Origin of the sequence: Enterobacter cloacae complex sp. P12RS (assembly GCF_014895875.1) — a bacterium.
GTDB classification, from domain to species: Bacteria; Pseudomonadota; Gammaproteobacteria; order Enterobacterales; family Enterobacteriaceae; genus Enterobacter; species Enterobacter bugandensis.
This window is the reverse complement of sequence record NZ_JADBQO010000018.1, coordinates 118237-134602: the sequence shown is the minus strand read 5'-3', so window position 1 is coordinate 134602 and position 16366 is coordinate 118237. Positions and strand designations below refer to the sequence as shown.

The 16366-nt window shown below is 56.2% G+C and carries 14 protein-coding genes; 7 read left to right on the top strand and 7 right to left on the bottom strand.

The features are described from left to right. The first annotated feature begins 2 nt into the window (after positions 1–2). On the top strand, positions 3–662 hold the full coding sequence (rluA, locus tag IM284_RS12860) for a bifunctional tRNA pseudouridine(32) synthase/23S rRNA pseudouridine(746) synthase RluA (protein WP_028015484.1): 660 nt from the start codon (positions 3–5) through the stop codon (positions 660–662). 30 nt (positions 663–692) lie between these two features. Here the strand turns inward: rluA and djlA are convergent, their stop codons facing one another. Beyond that, positions 693–1508 carry a co-chaperone DjlA gene (gene djlA, locus IM284_RS12855; protein ID WP_028015483.1) on the bottom strand — a complete coding sequence of 272 codons (816 nt, stop codon included), beginning with the start codon at positions 1506–1508 and terminating at the stop codon, positions 693–695. A 239-nt stretch (positions 1509–1747) separates the two neighbouring features. Here djlA and lptD point away from each other — a divergent pair, with 239 nt between their 5' ends. The 6 genes from lptD to apaH are packed head-to-tail and all read left to right on the top strand — an operon-like array spanning position 1748 to position 8477. Continuing rightward, positions 1748–4099 (top strand): LPS assembly protein LptD, encoded by a 2352-nt coding sequence (lptD, locus tag IM284_RS12850; protein ID WP_047367310.1) that lies wholly within the window; start codon positions 1748–1750, stop codon positions 4097–4099. Positions 4100–4152: 53 nt separating this feature from the next. Further along, on the top strand, positions 4153–5439 hold the full coding sequence (gene surA / locus IM284_RS12845; protein ID WP_028015481.1) for a peptidylprolyl isomerase SurA: 1287 nt from the start codon (positions 4153–4155) through the stop codon (positions 5437–5439). Beyond that, positions 5439–6425, top strand: a complete 987-nt coding sequence (gene pdxA, locus IM284_RS12840) for a 4-hydroxythreonine-4-phosphate dehydrogenase PdxA (RefSeq protein WP_047367309.1) — start codon at positions 5439–5441, stop codon at positions 6423–6425. The genes surA and pdxA overlap by 1 nt, the downstream gene beginning before the upstream one ends. Then, a complete protein-coding gene (gene rsmA, locus IM284_RS12835) occupies positions 6422–7243 on the top strand; it encodes a 16S rRNA (adenine(1518)-N(6)/adenine(1519)-N(6))-dimethyltransferase RsmA (protein WP_028015479.1) in 822 nt (273 codons plus the stop codon). The genes pdxA and rsmA overlap by 4 nt, the downstream gene beginning before the upstream one ends. A gap of 3 nt (positions 7244–7246) precedes the next feature. Continuing rightward, complete coding sequence (apaG, locus tag IM284_RS12830; protein ID WP_014882505.1) at positions 7247–7624, top strand: Co2+/Mg2+ efflux protein ApaG; 378 nt, start codon at positions 7247–7249, stop codon at positions 7622–7624. Positions 7625–7628: 4 nt separating this feature from the next. After that, on the top strand, positions 7629–8477 hold the full coding sequence (gene apaH, locus IM284_RS12825) for a bis(5'-nucleosyl)-tetraphosphatase (symmetrical) ApaH (RefSeq protein WP_047367308.1): 849 nt from the start codon (positions 7629–7631) through the stop codon (positions 8475–8477). Positions 8478–8512: 35 nt separating this feature from the next. On the opposite strand, the gene folA is transcribed toward apaH, so the two are convergent. The 6 genes from folA to carA form a co-directional block, all read right to left on the bottom strand. After that, a complete protein-coding gene (folA, locus tag IM284_RS12820; protein ID WP_006173915.1) occupies positions 8513–8992 on the bottom strand; it encodes a type 3 dihydrofolate reductase in 480 nt (159 codons plus the stop codon). A gap of 114 nt (positions 8993–9106) precedes the next feature. Continuing rightward, complete coding sequence (gene kefC / locus IM284_RS12815) at positions 9107–10972, bottom strand: glutathione-regulated potassium-efflux system protein KefC (RefSeq protein WP_047367307.1); 1866 nt, start codon at positions 10970–10972, stop codon at positions 9107–9109. Then, on the bottom strand, positions 10965–11495 hold the full coding sequence (gene kefF, locus IM284_RS12810) for a glutathione-regulated potassium-efflux system oxidoreductase KefF (RefSeq protein ID WP_047367306.1): 531 nt from the start codon (positions 11493–11495) through the stop codon (positions 10965–10967). Before kefF ends, kefC begins: the two co-directional genes overlap by 8 nt. A gap of 105 nt (positions 11496–11600) precedes the next feature. Then, positions 11601–11834 carry a YgdI/YgdR family lipoprotein gene (locus IM284_RS12805; RefSeq protein WP_003856439.1) on the bottom strand — a complete coding sequence of 78 codons (234 nt, stop codon included), beginning with the start codon at positions 11832–11834 and terminating at the stop codon, positions 11601–11603. A 140-nt stretch (positions 11835–11974) separates the two neighbouring features. Continuing rightward, positions 11975–15199 (bottom strand): carbamoyl-phosphate synthase large subunit, encoded by a 3225-nt coding sequence (carB, locus tag IM284_RS12800; protein WP_041911263.1) that lies wholly within the window; start codon positions 15197–15199, stop codon positions 11975–11977. An 18-nt stretch (positions 15200–15217) separates the two neighbouring features. Continuing rightward, complete coding sequence (gene carA / locus IM284_RS12795; protein WP_028015473.1) at positions 15218–16366, bottom strand: glutamine-hydrolyzing carbamoyl-phosphate synthase small subunit; 1149 nt, start codon at positions 16364–16366, stop codon at positions 15218–15220.

Sequence of the window (16366 nt, the reverse complement as noted above, 5' to 3'; positions counted from 1 at the left end):
AGATGGTGATGGAGCCGTATAATCCGCCGCAGGATCCCTGGCTGGTCATTCTGTATCAGGATGAACACATTATGGTGGTCAATAAACCGAGCGGCCTGTTGTCCGTGCCGGGCCGTCTGGATGAGCACAAAGACAGCGTGATGACGCGCATTCAGCGCGATTATCCGCAGGCCGAGTCCGTCCATCGCCTGGACATGGCCACCAGCGGCGTGATTGTGGTGGCGCTGAATAAAGCAGCGGAGCGCGAGCTGAAGCGTCAGTTCCGCGAGCGCGAGCCGAAGAAGCAGTATGTTGCCCGCGTCTGGGGCCACCCGGCGCAGGCGGAAGGGCTGGTGGATTTACCGCTGATTTGCGACTGGCCGAACAGGCCAAAGCAGAAGGTGTGTTATGAAACCGGCAAGGCCGCGCAAACCGAATATGAAGTGCTGGAGTACGCACCGGATAATACTGCGCGCGTCCTGCTTAAGCCGATTACCGGACGTTCACACCAGCTGCGCGTGCATATGCTTGCGCTGGGTCACCCGATTCTGGGTGACCGCTTCTACGCCCCGCCAGAGGCCCTGGCGTTAGCGCCACGCCTGCAGCTCCATGCGCAGACGCTCACCATCACCCACCCTACTTTCGGTAACGCGATGACGTTTAAAGCCCCGGTGGACTTCTGAAAAAAAAGCCCGACATTGTCGGGCTTTTTCTTATTTGAAACCTTTCTTCTCTTTAATGAGCTCGTACGCCTTCTGGATTTCCTGCGCTTTTTGCTTCGCCATCTCCATCATTTCCGGCGGTAAACCTTTCGCCACCAGCTTGTCAGGATGATGCTCGCTCATCAGCTTACGGTAGGCACGTTTAATCGTGGTTTGATCGTCCGTGGGCTTCACGCCAAGCACGTTGCAGGCATCTTCCAGCGTCGGGCCACGCTGCGCCTGCTGCCATGCACCGCCGGAAGACTGCTGGTGATAGCCGCCGCCAAACTGGGCGCCGCCCTGCATCATGCGCAGGAACTGGTCAAACTGCATACGGGAGATACCCAGTTCTTCCGCAATAACGTACAGGACATCGCGTTCATTGGGGTGAAGCGAGCCGTCGGCAAACGCCGCCTGGATTTGGATTTCCAGAAACATCCGAATTAAATCAAAACGTCCGAAGCAGATGCTGCGGAACTGGCGCATCTTTTCACGCAGCGGATAGTTATCCGATTTACCGATGCGAAACGCATTCTGCGCCGCCAGGCGGGACTCACCATGCAGGTTCATGCGATCCATAAAAACGCTGGCAATCTGAATATCCGCTTCGGTCACGCGGCCTTTGGATTTGGTTAAGTGCCCCATGACCTCAAAGGTGGTGGAGAAAAAGAGCGACTGGCGCTCGCGCTGATTGGCAAACCAGGCCATTTTGCGGCTGCGTGCCTTATCAAACATATGGCCAATGATAAGCCCAAGCACAATTCCCCAGAACCCGGCACCCATGATGATGGCGAACGCAACGCCGATTATTTTACCCCAATACTGCATATACTCCCCGGATAGTCATATTCCCTGCCGACGCAACGTCATCATCACAGTGTTCAAGCCACGGTCAATTGAAGGACATCGCCTATAATTTGCTTTATCATACTCGTCATTCGATAGCGAGCCTAACACTCTGGCGCGCAAACGGGCAGGATTAACGCTGGTACTGCGCTGATGAGTAAGATAGTCTCTGAGCGTTTGTAAGCCGTAGCCACTGATGACGGAACAATAAAATATAACGTATGAAAAAACGTATCCCCACCCTCCTGGCCACAATGATTGGCTCCGCCCTGTACAGTCAACAGGGGCTGGCGGCCGATCTCGCCTCGCAGTGTATGCTTGGCGTCCCAAGTTATAATCGCCCACTGGTGGAGGGCGATACAAATAGCTTGCCGGTAACCATTACTGCCGATAGCTCCAAAGGTACTTATCCTGACAATGCCACGTTTACGGGCAATGTGGATATTAACCAGGGCAATAGCCGCCTGCAGGCTGATGAAGTGCAGTTGCACCAGAAGCAGCCGGAAGGCGCGGTCGAGCCGGTACGAACGGTGGATGCGCTGGGTAATGTGCACTATGACGACAATCAGGTCATCCTGAAAGGTCCGAAAGCCTGGTCAAACCTGAATACCAAAGATACTAACGTCTGGGAAGGTGATTACCAGATGGTGGGTCGCCAGGGACGCGGTAAAGCGGACCTGATGAAACAGCGCGGTGAAAACCGCTATACGATTCTGGAGAATGGCTCCTTTACATCATGTCTGCCGGGTTCAAATACCTGGAGCGTGGTCGGGAGCGAAGTTATCCATGACCGTGAAGAGCAGGTCGCAGAGATCTGGAACGCACGCTTTAAGCTGGGTCCGGTGCCGGTATTCTACAGCCCTTATCTCCAGCTTCCCGTAGGTGACAAGCGTCGCTCGGGCTTCCTGATCCCGAATGCCAAATACAGCACCTCGAACTACTTTGAGTTCTACCTGCCGTATTACTGGAACATCGCGCCCAACATGGACGCCACGATCACGCCGCATTATATCCACAAGCGCGGCAACATCATGTGGGAAAACGAGTTCCGCTATCTGACTCAGGCCGGTGCTGGCCTGATGGAGCTGGATTATCTGCCGTCGGATAAGGTCTTCCAGGATGAGCACCCTACAGAAGGCGATAAACACCGCTGGCTATTCTACTGGCAGCATGCCGGAGTGATGGATCAGGTGTGGCGCTTTAACGTTGACTATACCAAAGTTAGCGACTCATCTTATTTTAACGACTTCTCGTCTAAATACGGTTCGAGCACGGATGGCTATGCCACGCAGAAGTTCAGCGTAGGCTATGCGGTGCAGAACTTTGATGCAACCGTCTCAACCAAGCAGTTCCAGGTATTCTCTGACCAGTCCACGCCTACCTATGGTGCAGAGCCGCAGCTGGACGTTAACTGGTATCAGAATAATGTAGGTCCATTCGACACCCGGGTTTACGCTCAGGCGGTACATTTCGTGAACACGGATTCGGACATGCCAGAAGCTACGCGTGTTCACCTGGAGCCGACGATCAATCTGCCGTGGTCTAACGACTGGGCAAGCCTGAATACCGAAGCCAAGCTGATGGCGACGCACTATCAGCAAAAAAATATTGATAATTACAACACCACGAAGAATGCGCATCTGGAAGAGTCGGTTAACCGAACGCTCCCGCAGTTCAAAATGGACGGGAAGCTGATCTTCGAGCGTGATATGGGCCTGCTGGCGGATGGTTATACCCAGACGCTTGAGCCACGTATGCAGTATTTGTACGTACCGTACCGCGATCAGAGCAAGATTCAGAACTACGACTCGTCTTTACTGCAGTCTGACTACAGCGGCCTGTTCCGCGATCGTACTTACGGCGGTCTGGACCGTATCGCATCCGCTAACCAATTAACGACCGGCGTCACAACACGCGTTTATGATGATGCCGCCGTTGAACGTTTTAACGTTTCTGTTGGTCAAATCTACTATTTCACCGAGTCACGTACCGGTGATGACAACATTAACTGGGAGAAGGACAACAAAACGGGCTCGCTGGTTTGGGCGGGAGACACGTACTGGCGCATGACTGACCGTTGGGGCCTGCGTGGTGGTGTGCAATATGACACTCGCCTCGATAATATCGCCACAAGCAGTGCCGCTATTGAGTACCGTCGCGATGAAGACCGCATGGTACAGTTGACGTATCGTTATGCCAGCCCGGAATATATTCAGGCAACATTGCCTTCTTATGCAGGCGCAGAACAGTATAAAGACGGCATCTCGCAGGTTGGTGGTGCAGCAAGCTGGCCTATCGCCGACCGCTGGTCAATCGTAGGCGCTTACTACTTTGACACTAACGCGAATAAGCCAGCGGACCAGATGGTAGGTCTGCAATATAACTCCTGCTGTTACGCGCTGCGCGTCGGTTACGAGCGTAAGCTTAACGGCTGGGACACTGTAAACAATCAGAGCAAATACGATAACGTGATTGGCTTTAATGTCGAACTGCGCGGCCTGAGCTCCAACTACGGCCTGGGCACGCATCAGATGCTGCGTTCGAACATTCTGCCGTACAGTAGTTCTTTGTAATGTGCTTGATTTACAACGTAATCCGCTTTGCGGTTAATTGAAATGGAAAAAGTATGAAGAACTGGAAAACGCTGCTGCTTGGTGTCGCTATGGTTGCGAATACCAGCTTCGCGGCCCCCCAGGTTGTTGATAAGGTCGCCGCTGTCGTTAACAACGGCGTCGTGCTCGAAAGTGACGTTGATGGTCTGATGAAATCCGTGAAGCTCAATTCGGGCGAAGCGGGTCAGCAACTTCCGGATGACGCCACGCTGCGCCACCAGATCCTGGAGCGTCTGATCATGGATCAGATTATCCTGCAGATGGGTCAGAAAATGGGCGTGAAGGTGACCGACGAGCAGCTCGATCAGGCTATCGCTAACATTGCAAAGCAGAACAACATGTCGCCGGACCAGATGCGCAGCCGTCTGGCCTATGACGGCATCAGCTACGCTACCTACCGTAACCAGATCCGTAAAGAGATGCTGATCTCGGAAGTGCGTAACAATGAAGTGCGTCGTCGCGTCACGATCCTGCCTCAGGAAGTGGATGCGCTGGCAAAACAGGTGGGCAACCAGAACGATGCGAGCACAGAGCTGAACCTGAGCCACATTCTGATCCCACTGCCAGAGAACCCAACGTCAGATCAGGCTGCTGAAGCAGAAAGTCAGGCACGTTCAATTGTCGACCAGGCGCGTAACGGCGGCGACTTTGGCAAGCTGGCTATCACCTACTCTGCTGACCAACAGGCCCTGAAAGGCGGTCAGATGGGCTGGGGACGTATCCAGGAGCTGCCATCTATCTTTGCTCAGGCGCTGAGCACGGCGAAGAAAGGCGATATCGTCGGTCCAATCCGTTCAGGGGTGGGCTTCCACATTCTGAAAGTGAACGATCTGCGCGGTCAGAGCCAGAATATCTCCGTGACTGAAGTTCACGCCCGCCACATTCTGCTGAAGCCGTCACCGATCATGACTGACGATCAGGCGCGTGCGAAGCTGGAGCAAATTGCCGCAGATATTAAGAGCGGTAAAACGTCGTTTGCCAATGCAGCGAAAGAGTTCTCTCAGGATCCTGGCTCTGCGAACCAGGGCGGCGATCTGGGCTGGGCGGCTGCGGACATTTACGATCCTGCCTTCCGCGATGCGCTTATGAAACTGAATAAAGGCCAGATCAGTGCCCCGGTTCACTCTTCATTTGGCTGGCATCTGATCGAGCTGATGGACACCCGCAACGTGGACAAAACGGATGCGGCGCAGAAAGACAGAGCCTATCGTATGCTGTTTAACCGTAAGTTCTCCGAAGAAGCGGCAACCTGGATGCAGGAACAGCGCGCCAGTGCTTACGTGAAAGTCCTGAGCAACTAATGAAACAGCATCGTGTTGTTATCACTCCCGGCGAACCCGCCGGGATTGGGCCTGACCTCGTTGTCCAGCTCGCCCAGCGCAGCTGGCCAGTAGAATTGGTTGTCTGCGCGGATGCAACACTGTTACAAGACCGGGCGAATCTGCTCGGTCTGCCCTTAACGCTCATCCCTTACGTTGAAGGCCAACAGCCCGCACCACAGCAGGCCGGTACGCTCACTCTTCTTTCTGTTCCCCTTCGTACACCCGTTGTTCCAGGCAAGCTCAGCACGGAAAATGGCCACTACGTCGTGGAAACCCTTGCCCGCGCCTGCGACGGTTGCCTGAAGGGCGAATTTGCCGCTCTGATCACCGGCCCCGTGCATAAGGGCGTCATCAACGAAGCGGGCATCCCTTTTACCGGGCATACGGAGTTCTTCGAAGAGCGCTCGCACAGCCCGAAAGTGGTGATGATGCTGGCGACGGAAGCGATGCGCGTTGCTCTCGTGACCACCCATCTACCGATCAAGGCCATTCCTGATGCCATCACCCCGGAACTGCTGCGGGAGATCATCGGGATCCTGCATCACGACCTGCAAACGAAGTTCGGCATCAAGCGGCCGCATGTGCTGGTCTGCGGCCTCAATCCGCACGCCGGCGAAGGCGGGCACATGGGCACCGAAGAGATCGACACCATTATTCCGGTGCTTGAAGAAATGCGCGCCAAAGGGATGAATCTCAGCGGGCCGCTGCCTGCGGACACCCTTTTCCAGCCAAAATACCTGGATAATGCCGACGCCGTCCTCGCGATGTACCACGATCAGGGTCTGCCCGTGCTAAAATACCAGGGCTTTGGCCGCGGGGTGAATATCACCCTCGGTTTACCCTTTATTCGAACGTCCGTTGACCACGGCACTGCGCTGGATCTGGCAGGCCAGGGGAAAGCGGATGTCGGCAGTTTTATTACGGCGCTTAATCTCGCCATCAAAATGATTGTTAATACTCAATGACTAATCGAGTCCATCAGGGCCACTTAGCCCGTAAACGCTTCGGGCAAAACTTTCTCAACGATCAATTCGTGATCGACAGCATCGTCTCTGCTATTAATCCGCAGAAGGGTCAGGCTATGGTCGAAATCGGCCCGGGCCTTGCCGCACTGACCGAGCCGGTAGGCGAACGCCTCGACGAGCTGACCGTTATCGAACTGGACCGCGACCTTGCCGCACGCCTGCAAACGCACCCGTTCCTCGGACCAAAGCTGACCATCTATCAGCAGGATGCCATGACCATGAACTTTGGCGAACTGTCGGAAAAAATGGGCCAGCCGCTGCGCGTGTTCGGCAACCTGCCGTATAACATCTCCACGCCGCTAATGTTCCACCTCTTTAGCTATACTGATGCCATTGCCGACATGCACTTCATGTTGCAAAAAGAGGTTGTTAACCGTCTGGTTGCAGGGCCGAACAGTAAAGCGTATGGTCGTTTAAGCGTGATGGCACAATATTACTGCAACGTGATCCCGGTACTCGAAGTACCGCCATCAGCGTTCACGCCGCCACCGAAAGTAGATTCTGCGGTTGTGCGCCTTGTGCCGCACAAAACGAAACCGTATCCGGTTAAAGATCTGCGTGTACTGAGCCGCATCACCACGGAAGCCTTTAACCAGCGCCGTAAAACGATCCGTAACAGTCTGAGCAATTCGTTTACCGTTGAGGTGTTAGCAGAGCTGGGGATCGACCCGGCAATGCGTGCGGAAAACATTTCCGTAGAGCAGTACTGCAAGCTGGCTAATTACATCAGCGAAAATGCGCCGCCGAAGGAGAGTTAAGCCATGATTGATTCGCCCCGCGTATGTGTCCATGTACAAAGCGTCTATGTTGAATCGCAATCCTCGCCGGATGAAGAGCGTTTTGTCTTTGCTTACACCGTGACCATTCGCAATCTGGGGCGGATGCCCGTGCAGCTGCGCGGGCGCTACTGGCTTATCACCAACGGCAATGGCCGCGAAATTGAAGTTCAGGGTGAAGGTGTGGTCGGTGAACAGCCCCACATCGCCCCTGGCGAAGAGTATCAGTACACCAGCGGCGCGGTAATTGAAACGCCGCTGGGTACCATGCAAGGCCATTATGAAATGGTCGACGTCGATGGCAATGTGTTCCGCGTTGCTATTCCTGTGTTCCGTCTCGCCGTAACCACACTCATTCATTAATCTAATGTCTACATATCTGATTGGCGACGTTCACGGTTGCTACGATGAACTGATCGCATTGTTAAAACAGGTCGACTTTACGCCAGGACAGGACACGCTCTGGCTGACGGGCGATTTAGTCGCGCGTGGCCCGGGCTCGCTTGAGGTTTTACGTTTCGTCAAATCTCTGGGCGACAGCGTGCGCATGGTGCTGGGCAATCACGATCTTCACCTGTTGGCCGTATTTGCCGGGATCAGCCGCAACAAACCTAAAGATCGCCTCTCTCCCCTGCTGGATGCGCCAGACGCGGACGATCTGATTAACTGGCTGCGCCGCCAGCCTTTACTGCAGGTCGATGAGGAGAAAAAGCTGGTCATGGCTCATGCCGGGATCACCCCGCAATGGGATCTTGAGACGGCTAAAACCTGCGCGCGTGACGTTGAGGCGGTGCTGGCGAGCGACTCGTACCCCTTCTTCCTTGATGCCATGTACGGCGATATGCCGAATCACTGGAGCGAGGATCTCAGCGGTCTGGCCCGCCTGCGCTTTATTACCAACGCTTTTACGCGCATGCGTTTCTGCTTCCCGAACGGGCAGCTGGACATGTATTCCAAAGAGACGCCGGAAAGCGCGCCTGCCCCGCTCAAACCGTGGTTTGCCATTCCTGGCCCCGTGACAAGCGAGTACAACGTCGTCTTTGGCCACTGGGCTGCGCTGGAAGGAAAAGGCACGCCGGACGGGATCTACGGTCTGGATACCGGATGCTGCTGGGGCGGAGAGTTGACCTGCTTACGCTGGGAAGATAAAACTTACTTTGTTCAGCCGTCCAACCGACAGCTGGACTTAGGGGGAAGTGAGGCCGTTGCCTCCTGAATCATTCCCTCTCCCGGGCGGGAGAGGGACATCACTTAACGACGTTCCAGAATCTCGAAGCAGTAGCTGTGGGAGTTCTGTGCATCCGCGTCGTGGAACTCGCTGAATACCGATTCCCACTCGTCCGGATCGTAATCCGGGAAATGGGTGTCCCCTTCCACTTCCGCATCAATGTGGGTCAGATACAGCTTCTGCGCTTTTGGCAGGAACTGCTCATACACGCGGCCGCCGCCGATCACCATGATCTCTTCGGCGTCACCGCAGGCGGCAATCGCTTCATCAACGGACTTAACCCATTCGACGCGATCGTCAGTGCCCGGCTGGCTACTGATAACGATATTCTTACGGCCCGGCAATGGACGACCAATCGACTCCCAGGTCAGGCGGCCCATCACTACCGGCTTGTTTAACGTAGTACGTTTAAACCATGCGAGATCGGCAGGCAGGTTCCACGGCATGGCATTTTCCATACCGATAACGCGGTCCACCGCCAGCGCTGCAATCAGACTGATCATTGAAAATTTCCCGGATGCAAAAAATTGCCGCCACTATACGGAAAGCTTAATCTTTCGTCGACTGGCGGCAGAGTAAAGATAAAGAAATTTTTTATTATTGCTGGCAACTCCACTTCACGCGGAAGGTTTACTCTCGGGCTCGTCAGCCGGATCGCCGGTATGCTTGCCCTCTTCCGTGCCCTGCCAGCCATGACGTTGGATCAGCGACAGGTGATTGCGGTCCTCGTTAATGATTTCTGTCAGCATGGCGCTGGTGCGTTTAAACACCGCCGCACGCTCCGTGGCCGAACTTCCCGCCATCGCCGCCATCTCTTCCACCATCCCGGTGTTAAAGCGCCGGAACAGGTCCGCACGTTCGCGCGCTTCATACGCGCCGAGCCCCAGATTCTCCAGCGCCAGGCGGCCAGACTTCAGCGCGCCTTCGAACGTTTCACGCTCCGGCGCCTCTACGCCCGCCTGACGCAGCCGGATGTAATGATCCACATCGCGCGCGCGGGAGATAATGGTCAGCCCTGGAAAATGCTCTTTTACCAGCTCCACCATCTGCATGCTGGTCTCAGGATCGTCAATGGCGTTAATCAATACCTCGGCTTTTGCCGCCCCGGCGGATTCCAGCAGATCGACGCGAGTCGCATCGCCGTAAAACACCTTCATATCAAATTTACGCAGGGTATCGACATGGTCAGGATCGTGATCGAGAATCACCATTTTCACCCCGCTTGACAGCAGTAAACGCCCGACGATCTGCCCGTAGCGACCAAATCCGGCGATGATGACGCGCGGCTGCTCCTCATCGATCTCGTCGGCTTCGCGCTCCTGCTCGCTGCCTGATTTTTCCAGACGCGTCAGCACCACCAGTAGAACAGGCGTTGCCGCCATCGACAGCGCGACCGCCAGCGTCAGCGCTTTCGCCCACTCGGGATCGAGCACGTTTGCCATCTGCGCGGCACCAAAGACCACGAATGCAAATTCGCTCCCCTGACCCAGCAGTACGGCAAACCAGCGGCGCTGCTTGTTCGGCACCTTCAATGGACGCGTAATTAGCCACAGCATCGCCATTTTAATGATCAGGAAACCGACGAGCAGGATGACGATCCGCAGCGGGTGCGTGACCAGCGTGCCGAAGTCGACAGACATCCCCACGCCGATGAAAAACAGCCCCAGCAGCAGCCCTTTGAACGGCTCGATATCGCTTTCCAGGGCGTGACGATATTCAGAGCTCGCCAGCAGAACGCCTGCAAGGAACGCCCCCATCGCCATCGACAGTCCGGCTTCCTCCAGCAGCAAACCAAAGCCAAACACCAGGAACAGCGCCACGGCGCTGAACACTTCGCGCAGGCCTGAACGGGCAACAAACCGCAGTAACGGGCGGGTCACGTAGCGGCCAAGCAGGACCACCAGCGCCAGCGCCCCCACGACTTTTAATGCCGACAGCGCAAACGCCCCCAGCGTCGTGGATGAGCCGCTTGCCGCCAGCAACGGGATCATCGCCACCAGCGGAATAGCGGCGATATCCTGGAACAGCAGCACCGAGAACGCGCTGCGTCCCATCTGCGAGACCGTCAGATTTCGCTCGTTCATCGCCTGCATGGCAATGGCCGTCGAGGAGAGCGCCAGCGTCATGCCGATAAGCTCCGCCACTTTCCAGTCCATGCCCAACAGGATGCAGAACCCACCGAGCAGCAGGCCGCAGGCCACCATCTGCAGCGCGCCTCCACCAAATACCGAGGCGCGAAGTTTCCATAACCTCTGCGGATCCAGCTCCAGACCAATCACAAACAGCATCAGCACGACGCCAATTTCAGCGAAATGGAGGATCGCCTCCGCATCCGTTACCAGTCGAAAGCCCCAGGGCCCAATGACGCAGCCCGCAATCAGGTAGCCGAGAACCGACCCCAGCCCCAGACGTACCGCCACCGGCACAATCAGCGCCGCCGCGCCGAGATAAATCAGCGCCTGTATCAGCGTATGGCTATCCATGATGCGTCTCCTGCCACTCAAGCAAGCGTTGTTTATAATGGCGAGCCTGCGCCTGCAGCGTTTCATCGTCGCAAACAAAGGTGCAATGCATCGCAAAAGGCGGGAGCCAGTTCAGCCCGCAGTAAAGCGCCGTAGCCTGCAGCGGCTGCGCCAGGACGTCAAACCCCGGGAAGGAACCGATATCAAAGTGGCTTTCCCCACCGCCGGTGGTAACCGCCCACATCAGGCTTTTGCCTTTTAGCGCATGGCCGTTGTGACCATACGCCCAGCCGTGGGAGAAGACTTTATCAATCCACAGCTTCAGGAGCGGCGGCGTGCTGTACCACTGCATAGGATGTTGCCAGACGATCAGATCGGCACGGGAGAGCGCCTCCTGTTCAGCGGCGATATCGATATTAAAATCGGGATAGAGTCGATAGAGGGAACGTATCTCTACGTTTTCGAGCGTCCTTGCCTGCTCAAGCATCCGCTTATTCGCATGCGAGTGCTGCGGATAAGGGTGCGCATAAATTATCAGAATCATTGAGTAGCCTGTTGTTTTACTGCCTTCTTTTAACAAAAGAGTGTAGTCAGTAATTCAACAGGCTAATAGTGAATATTATTGACGGGCTTACGTCAGAATTCTGAATTAGTTATCCAGCTCGCCCATGGATTTCACCTGGTCGCGATTAATCTGTTCAGTTTGACCGGTTTCGGCGTTTTTGTACGACACCAGGCCGGTATCGTCATCCACCTGCGGTTTCCCGTCAGTCACGATGGTTTTACCATCGGTGGTTTTTACGGCCTGATTGGACGAACAGCCCGCGACGGTAAACATTGCGGTGGCAGCCAGAACGGAAGCGATCAGTAATTTATTTTGCATGGTGTTTTCCCCTGCTCTCAGTTGAATTTTCGTTATCGACCTAACTATTTTAGGCTAACTGACTGAAAGCGGATGAAAAACCAGAAGGTTCTTAAGATGGGAAAATTGCCCGGTAACCGAACGGTACCGGGCAATGGGGGTTACTTGCTAATCTGCGCGTGCATTTCCTGCACCGAAATCACCTTTTCGGTGGCATCCGCATTCAGCGCCATCGCTGTTGCGAAACCGCCATTCAGGGTGGTGTCGTAGTGCACTTTGTATTGCAGCGCGCTGCGGCGAATCAGCTTGGAGTCTTCAATCGCCTGGCGTCCTGCGGTGGTGTTGATGATGTAGGTATATTCGCCATTCTTGATACGATCCTGAATGTGCGGACGACCTTCATGCACTTTGTTCACCAGACGCGGGTTAATACCGGCTTCACCCAGCACAATCGCCGTACCGTGGGTTGCGTCCAGCTCGAAGCCCTGTTTCAGCAGCTTGGCGGCCAGGTCAACCACGCGCTCTTTATCGCCTTCGCGAACGGAGAGCAGCGCACGGCCCGATTTTCTCATGGTAGAGCTGCTGCCCAGCTGCGCCTTGGCAAACGCTTCTGCGAAGGTGCGGCCCACGCCCATCACTTCCCCGGTCGAGCGCATCTCTGGCCCTAACAGCGGGTCAACGCCCGGGAATTTGTTGAACGGCAGCACCACCTCTTTCACCGAGTAATACGGCGGGATGATCTCTTTGGTTACGCCCTGCTGCGCCAGCGTCTGGCCAGCCATCACGCGCGCCGCCACTTTCGCCAGCGGAATACCGGTCGCTTTAGAGACGAACGGTACGGTACGCGCCGCACGCGGGTTGACTTCAATCAGATAAACTTCGTTGTCTTTCACCGCGAACTGAACGTTCATCAGGCCACGAACCTGCAGCTCAAAGGCCAGCTTCTGCACCTGCTGGCGCATCACGTCCTGAATTTCCTGGCTCAGCGTGTAGGCTGGCAGAGAACAGGCGGAGTCGCCGGAGTGCACGCCCGCCTGCTCGATGTGCTCCATGATGCCGCCAATCAGCACCATTTCGCCGTCGCAGATGGCGTCAACGTCCACCTCAACCGCGTCGTCGAGGAAGCGGTCAAGCAGTACTGGCGCATCGTTGGAAACGCTCACCGCCGTCTGGAAGTAGCGACGCAGGTCGGCTTCGTCGTAGACAATTTCCATCGCGCGGCCGCCCAGTACGTAGGAAGGACGCACCACCAGCGGGTAACCAATCTCCTTCGCCTTCTCAACGGCCATTTCAATGGCGGTCACGGTGGCGTTCGCCGGCTGCTTCAGCTTCAGACGGTCAACCGCCTGCTGGAAACGCTCACGGTCTTCCGCGCGGTCAATCGCGTCCGGGCTGGTACCGATAACCGGTACGCCAGCCGCTTCCAGCGCGCGCGCCAGCTTCAGCGGGGTCTGACCGCCGTACTGCACGATAACGCCTTTTGGCTTCTCGATGCGCACGATTTCCAGCACGTCTTCCAGAGTAACCGGCTCGAAGTAGAGACGGTCAGAGGTGTCGTAGTCGGTAGAAACGGTTTCCGGGTTACAGTTGACCATGATGGTCTCGTAACCGTCTTCGCGCAGCGCCAGCGAGGCGTGTACGCAGCAGTAATCAAACTCGATGCCCTGGCCGATACGGTTTGGACCGCCGCCCAACACCATGATCTTGTCGCGGTCGACGGACGGGTTCGCTTCGCACTCGTCTTCATAGGTGGAGTACATGTACGCGGTATCGGTCGAGAACTCTGCTGCACAGGTGTCCACGCGCTTGTAAACCGGGTGCAGATCATACTGGTCGCGCAGCTTGCGGATTTCCGCTTCGCGCACGCCGGCCAGCTTAGCCAGACGCGCATCGGCGAAGCCTTTACGCTTCAGCATGCGCAGAAAGTCTGCGTCCAGGCCGTTGATACCCAGCTCCGCCACTTTCTCTTCCAGACGCACCAGCTCTTCAATCTGCACCAGGAACCAGCGGTCGATGTTGGTCAGGTTAAATACGCCGTCGACGGACAGGCCCGCGCGGAAGGCATCGGCGATGTACCAGATACGTTCTGCGCCCGCGTCTTTCAGCTCGCGGCGGATTTTGGTCAGCGCTTCCGGGTCGTCCAGGCTCACTTTTGGGTCAAAGCCGGTGGCGCCCACTTCCAGACCGCGCAGCGCTTTTTGCAGGGATTCCTGCTGGGTGCGGCCAATCGCCATCACTTCACCCACAGATTTCATCTGGGTCGTCAGACGGTCGTTCGCGCCCGCGAATTTCTCGAAGTTAAAGCGAGGAATTTTAGTCACAACGTAGTCGATGGACGGCTCGAAGGACGCAGGCGTGCGGCCACCGGTGATGTCGTTCATCAGCTCGTCGAGGGTGTAACCCACTGCCAGCTTCGCCGCCACTTTCGCAATCGGGAAGCCGGTGGCTTTGGAGGCCAGCGCGGAGGAGCGGGACACGCGCGGGTTCATTTCGATAACAATCAGACGGCCGGTTTTCGGGTTAACGGAGAACTGCACGTTAGAGCCGCCGGTTTCCACGCCGATTTCACGCAGTACCGCCATCGAGGCGTTACGCATGATTTGATACTCTTTGTCGGTCAGCGTCTGGGCTGGCGCAACGGTGATGGAGTCGCCGGTGTGGATACCCATCGCATCGAAGTTTTCGATGGAGCAGACGATGATGCAGTTGTCGTTTTTATCACGCACCACTTCCATCTCGTACTCTTTCCAGCCAATCAGCGATTCATCAATCAGCAGCTCTTTGGTTGGGGAGAGATCCAGACCGCGCTCGCAAATCTCTTCGAACTCTTCGCGGTTGTAGGCGATACCGCCACCGGTGCCGCCCATGGTGAACGATGGACGGATGATGCACGGATAGCCCACTTCAGCCGCAACGGCCAGCGCCTCTTCCATGTTATGCGCAATACCGGAACGCGCGGTGTCGAGGCCGATTTTCTTCATCGCCACGTCAAAGCGGCGACGGTCTTCGGCTTTATCAATCGCGTCGGCGGTGGCACCAATCATGGTGACGCCAAATTCTGCCAGCACGCCCTGACGCTCCAGCTCCAGCGCGCAGTTCAGCGCCGTCTGGCCGCCCATGGTTGGCAGCACCGCGTCCGGGCGCTCTTTTTCGATGATTTTACGCACCACTTCCCAGTGAATCGGCTCGATGTAGGTGGCATCCGCCATTTCCGGGTCGGTCATGATGGTGGCCGGGTTAGAGTTCACCAGGATAACGCGGTAACCCTCTTCGCGCAGCGCTTTACACGCCTGCGCGCCGGAGTAGTCGAATTCGCAGGCCTGGCCGATGACGATCGGGCCAGCGCCAAGGATCAGGATGCTTTTTATGTCTGTACGTTTTGGCATGGTCTTCTCGGCTCCTGATTATTTAGCGGTCTTACGGTATTGCTCGATAAGTTCGATGAAGTGATCGAACAGCGGCGCGGCGTCGTGCGGGCCCGGGCTGGCTTCCGGGTGGCCCTGGAAGCTGAACGCTGGCTTATCGGTACGGTGGATACCCTGCAGGGTGCCATCGAACAGTGATTTGTGCGTCACGCGCAGGTTAGCCGGCATAGAGGCTTCATCGACGGCGAAACCGTGGTTCTGCGCGGTAATCATCACCGTATTGTTATCAATGTCTTTCACCGGGTGGTTACCACCGTGGTGGCCGAACTTCATCTTGACGGTGTTCGCACCGCTCGCCAGCGCCAGCAGCTGATGGCCGAGGCAGATGCCGAATACCGGGATGTCGGTTTCCAGGAAGGACTTGATGGCGTCGATAGCGTAATCGCACGGTGCCGGGTCGCCTGGGCCGTTAGAGAGGAAGATGCCGTCCGGGTTCATCTTAAGCACCTCTTCAGCGGAGGTTTTCGCCGGTACCACCGTCAGGCGGCAGCCGCGGTCAACCAGCATGCGCAGGATGTTGCGCTTGGCACCAAAATCATAGGCCACCACGTGGAACGGCAGTTCGTTCTCTTTTTTCGCTTCCGGCAGGTCACCTTCCAGCGTCCAGCTCCCCTGCGTCCAGCTGTAGGCTTCGGCGGTAGTCACTTCTTTCGCCAGGTCCATACCGTTCAGGCCCGGGAAGGCTTTCGCTTTTTCCAGCGCCAGGGCCGCATCGAGGTTATCACCCGCGATGATGCAGCCGTTCTGTGCACCCTTCTCGCGCAGCAGACGCGTTAACTTACGGGTATCGATATCGGCAATCGCCACGATGTTATGGCGCTTCAGGTAAGAAGAGAGGTCTTCAGTGTTGCGGAAGTTGCTGGCAATCAGCGGCAGGTCGCGAATGACCAGGCCTTGCGCATGTACCTGAGAGGATTCTTCGTCAGCCGCATTGGTGCCGACATTGCCGATATGAGGATAAGTAAGAGTAACGATTTGGCGAGAATAGGAAGGATCAGTGAGGATTTCTTGATAACCGGTCATTGAAGTATTGAAAACGACTTCCCCAACCGCCGAACCCGTTGCCCCTATGGCCCGACCGATAAACTGGGTTCCGTCTTCCAGAACCAATAGCGCTGACTTAATCAA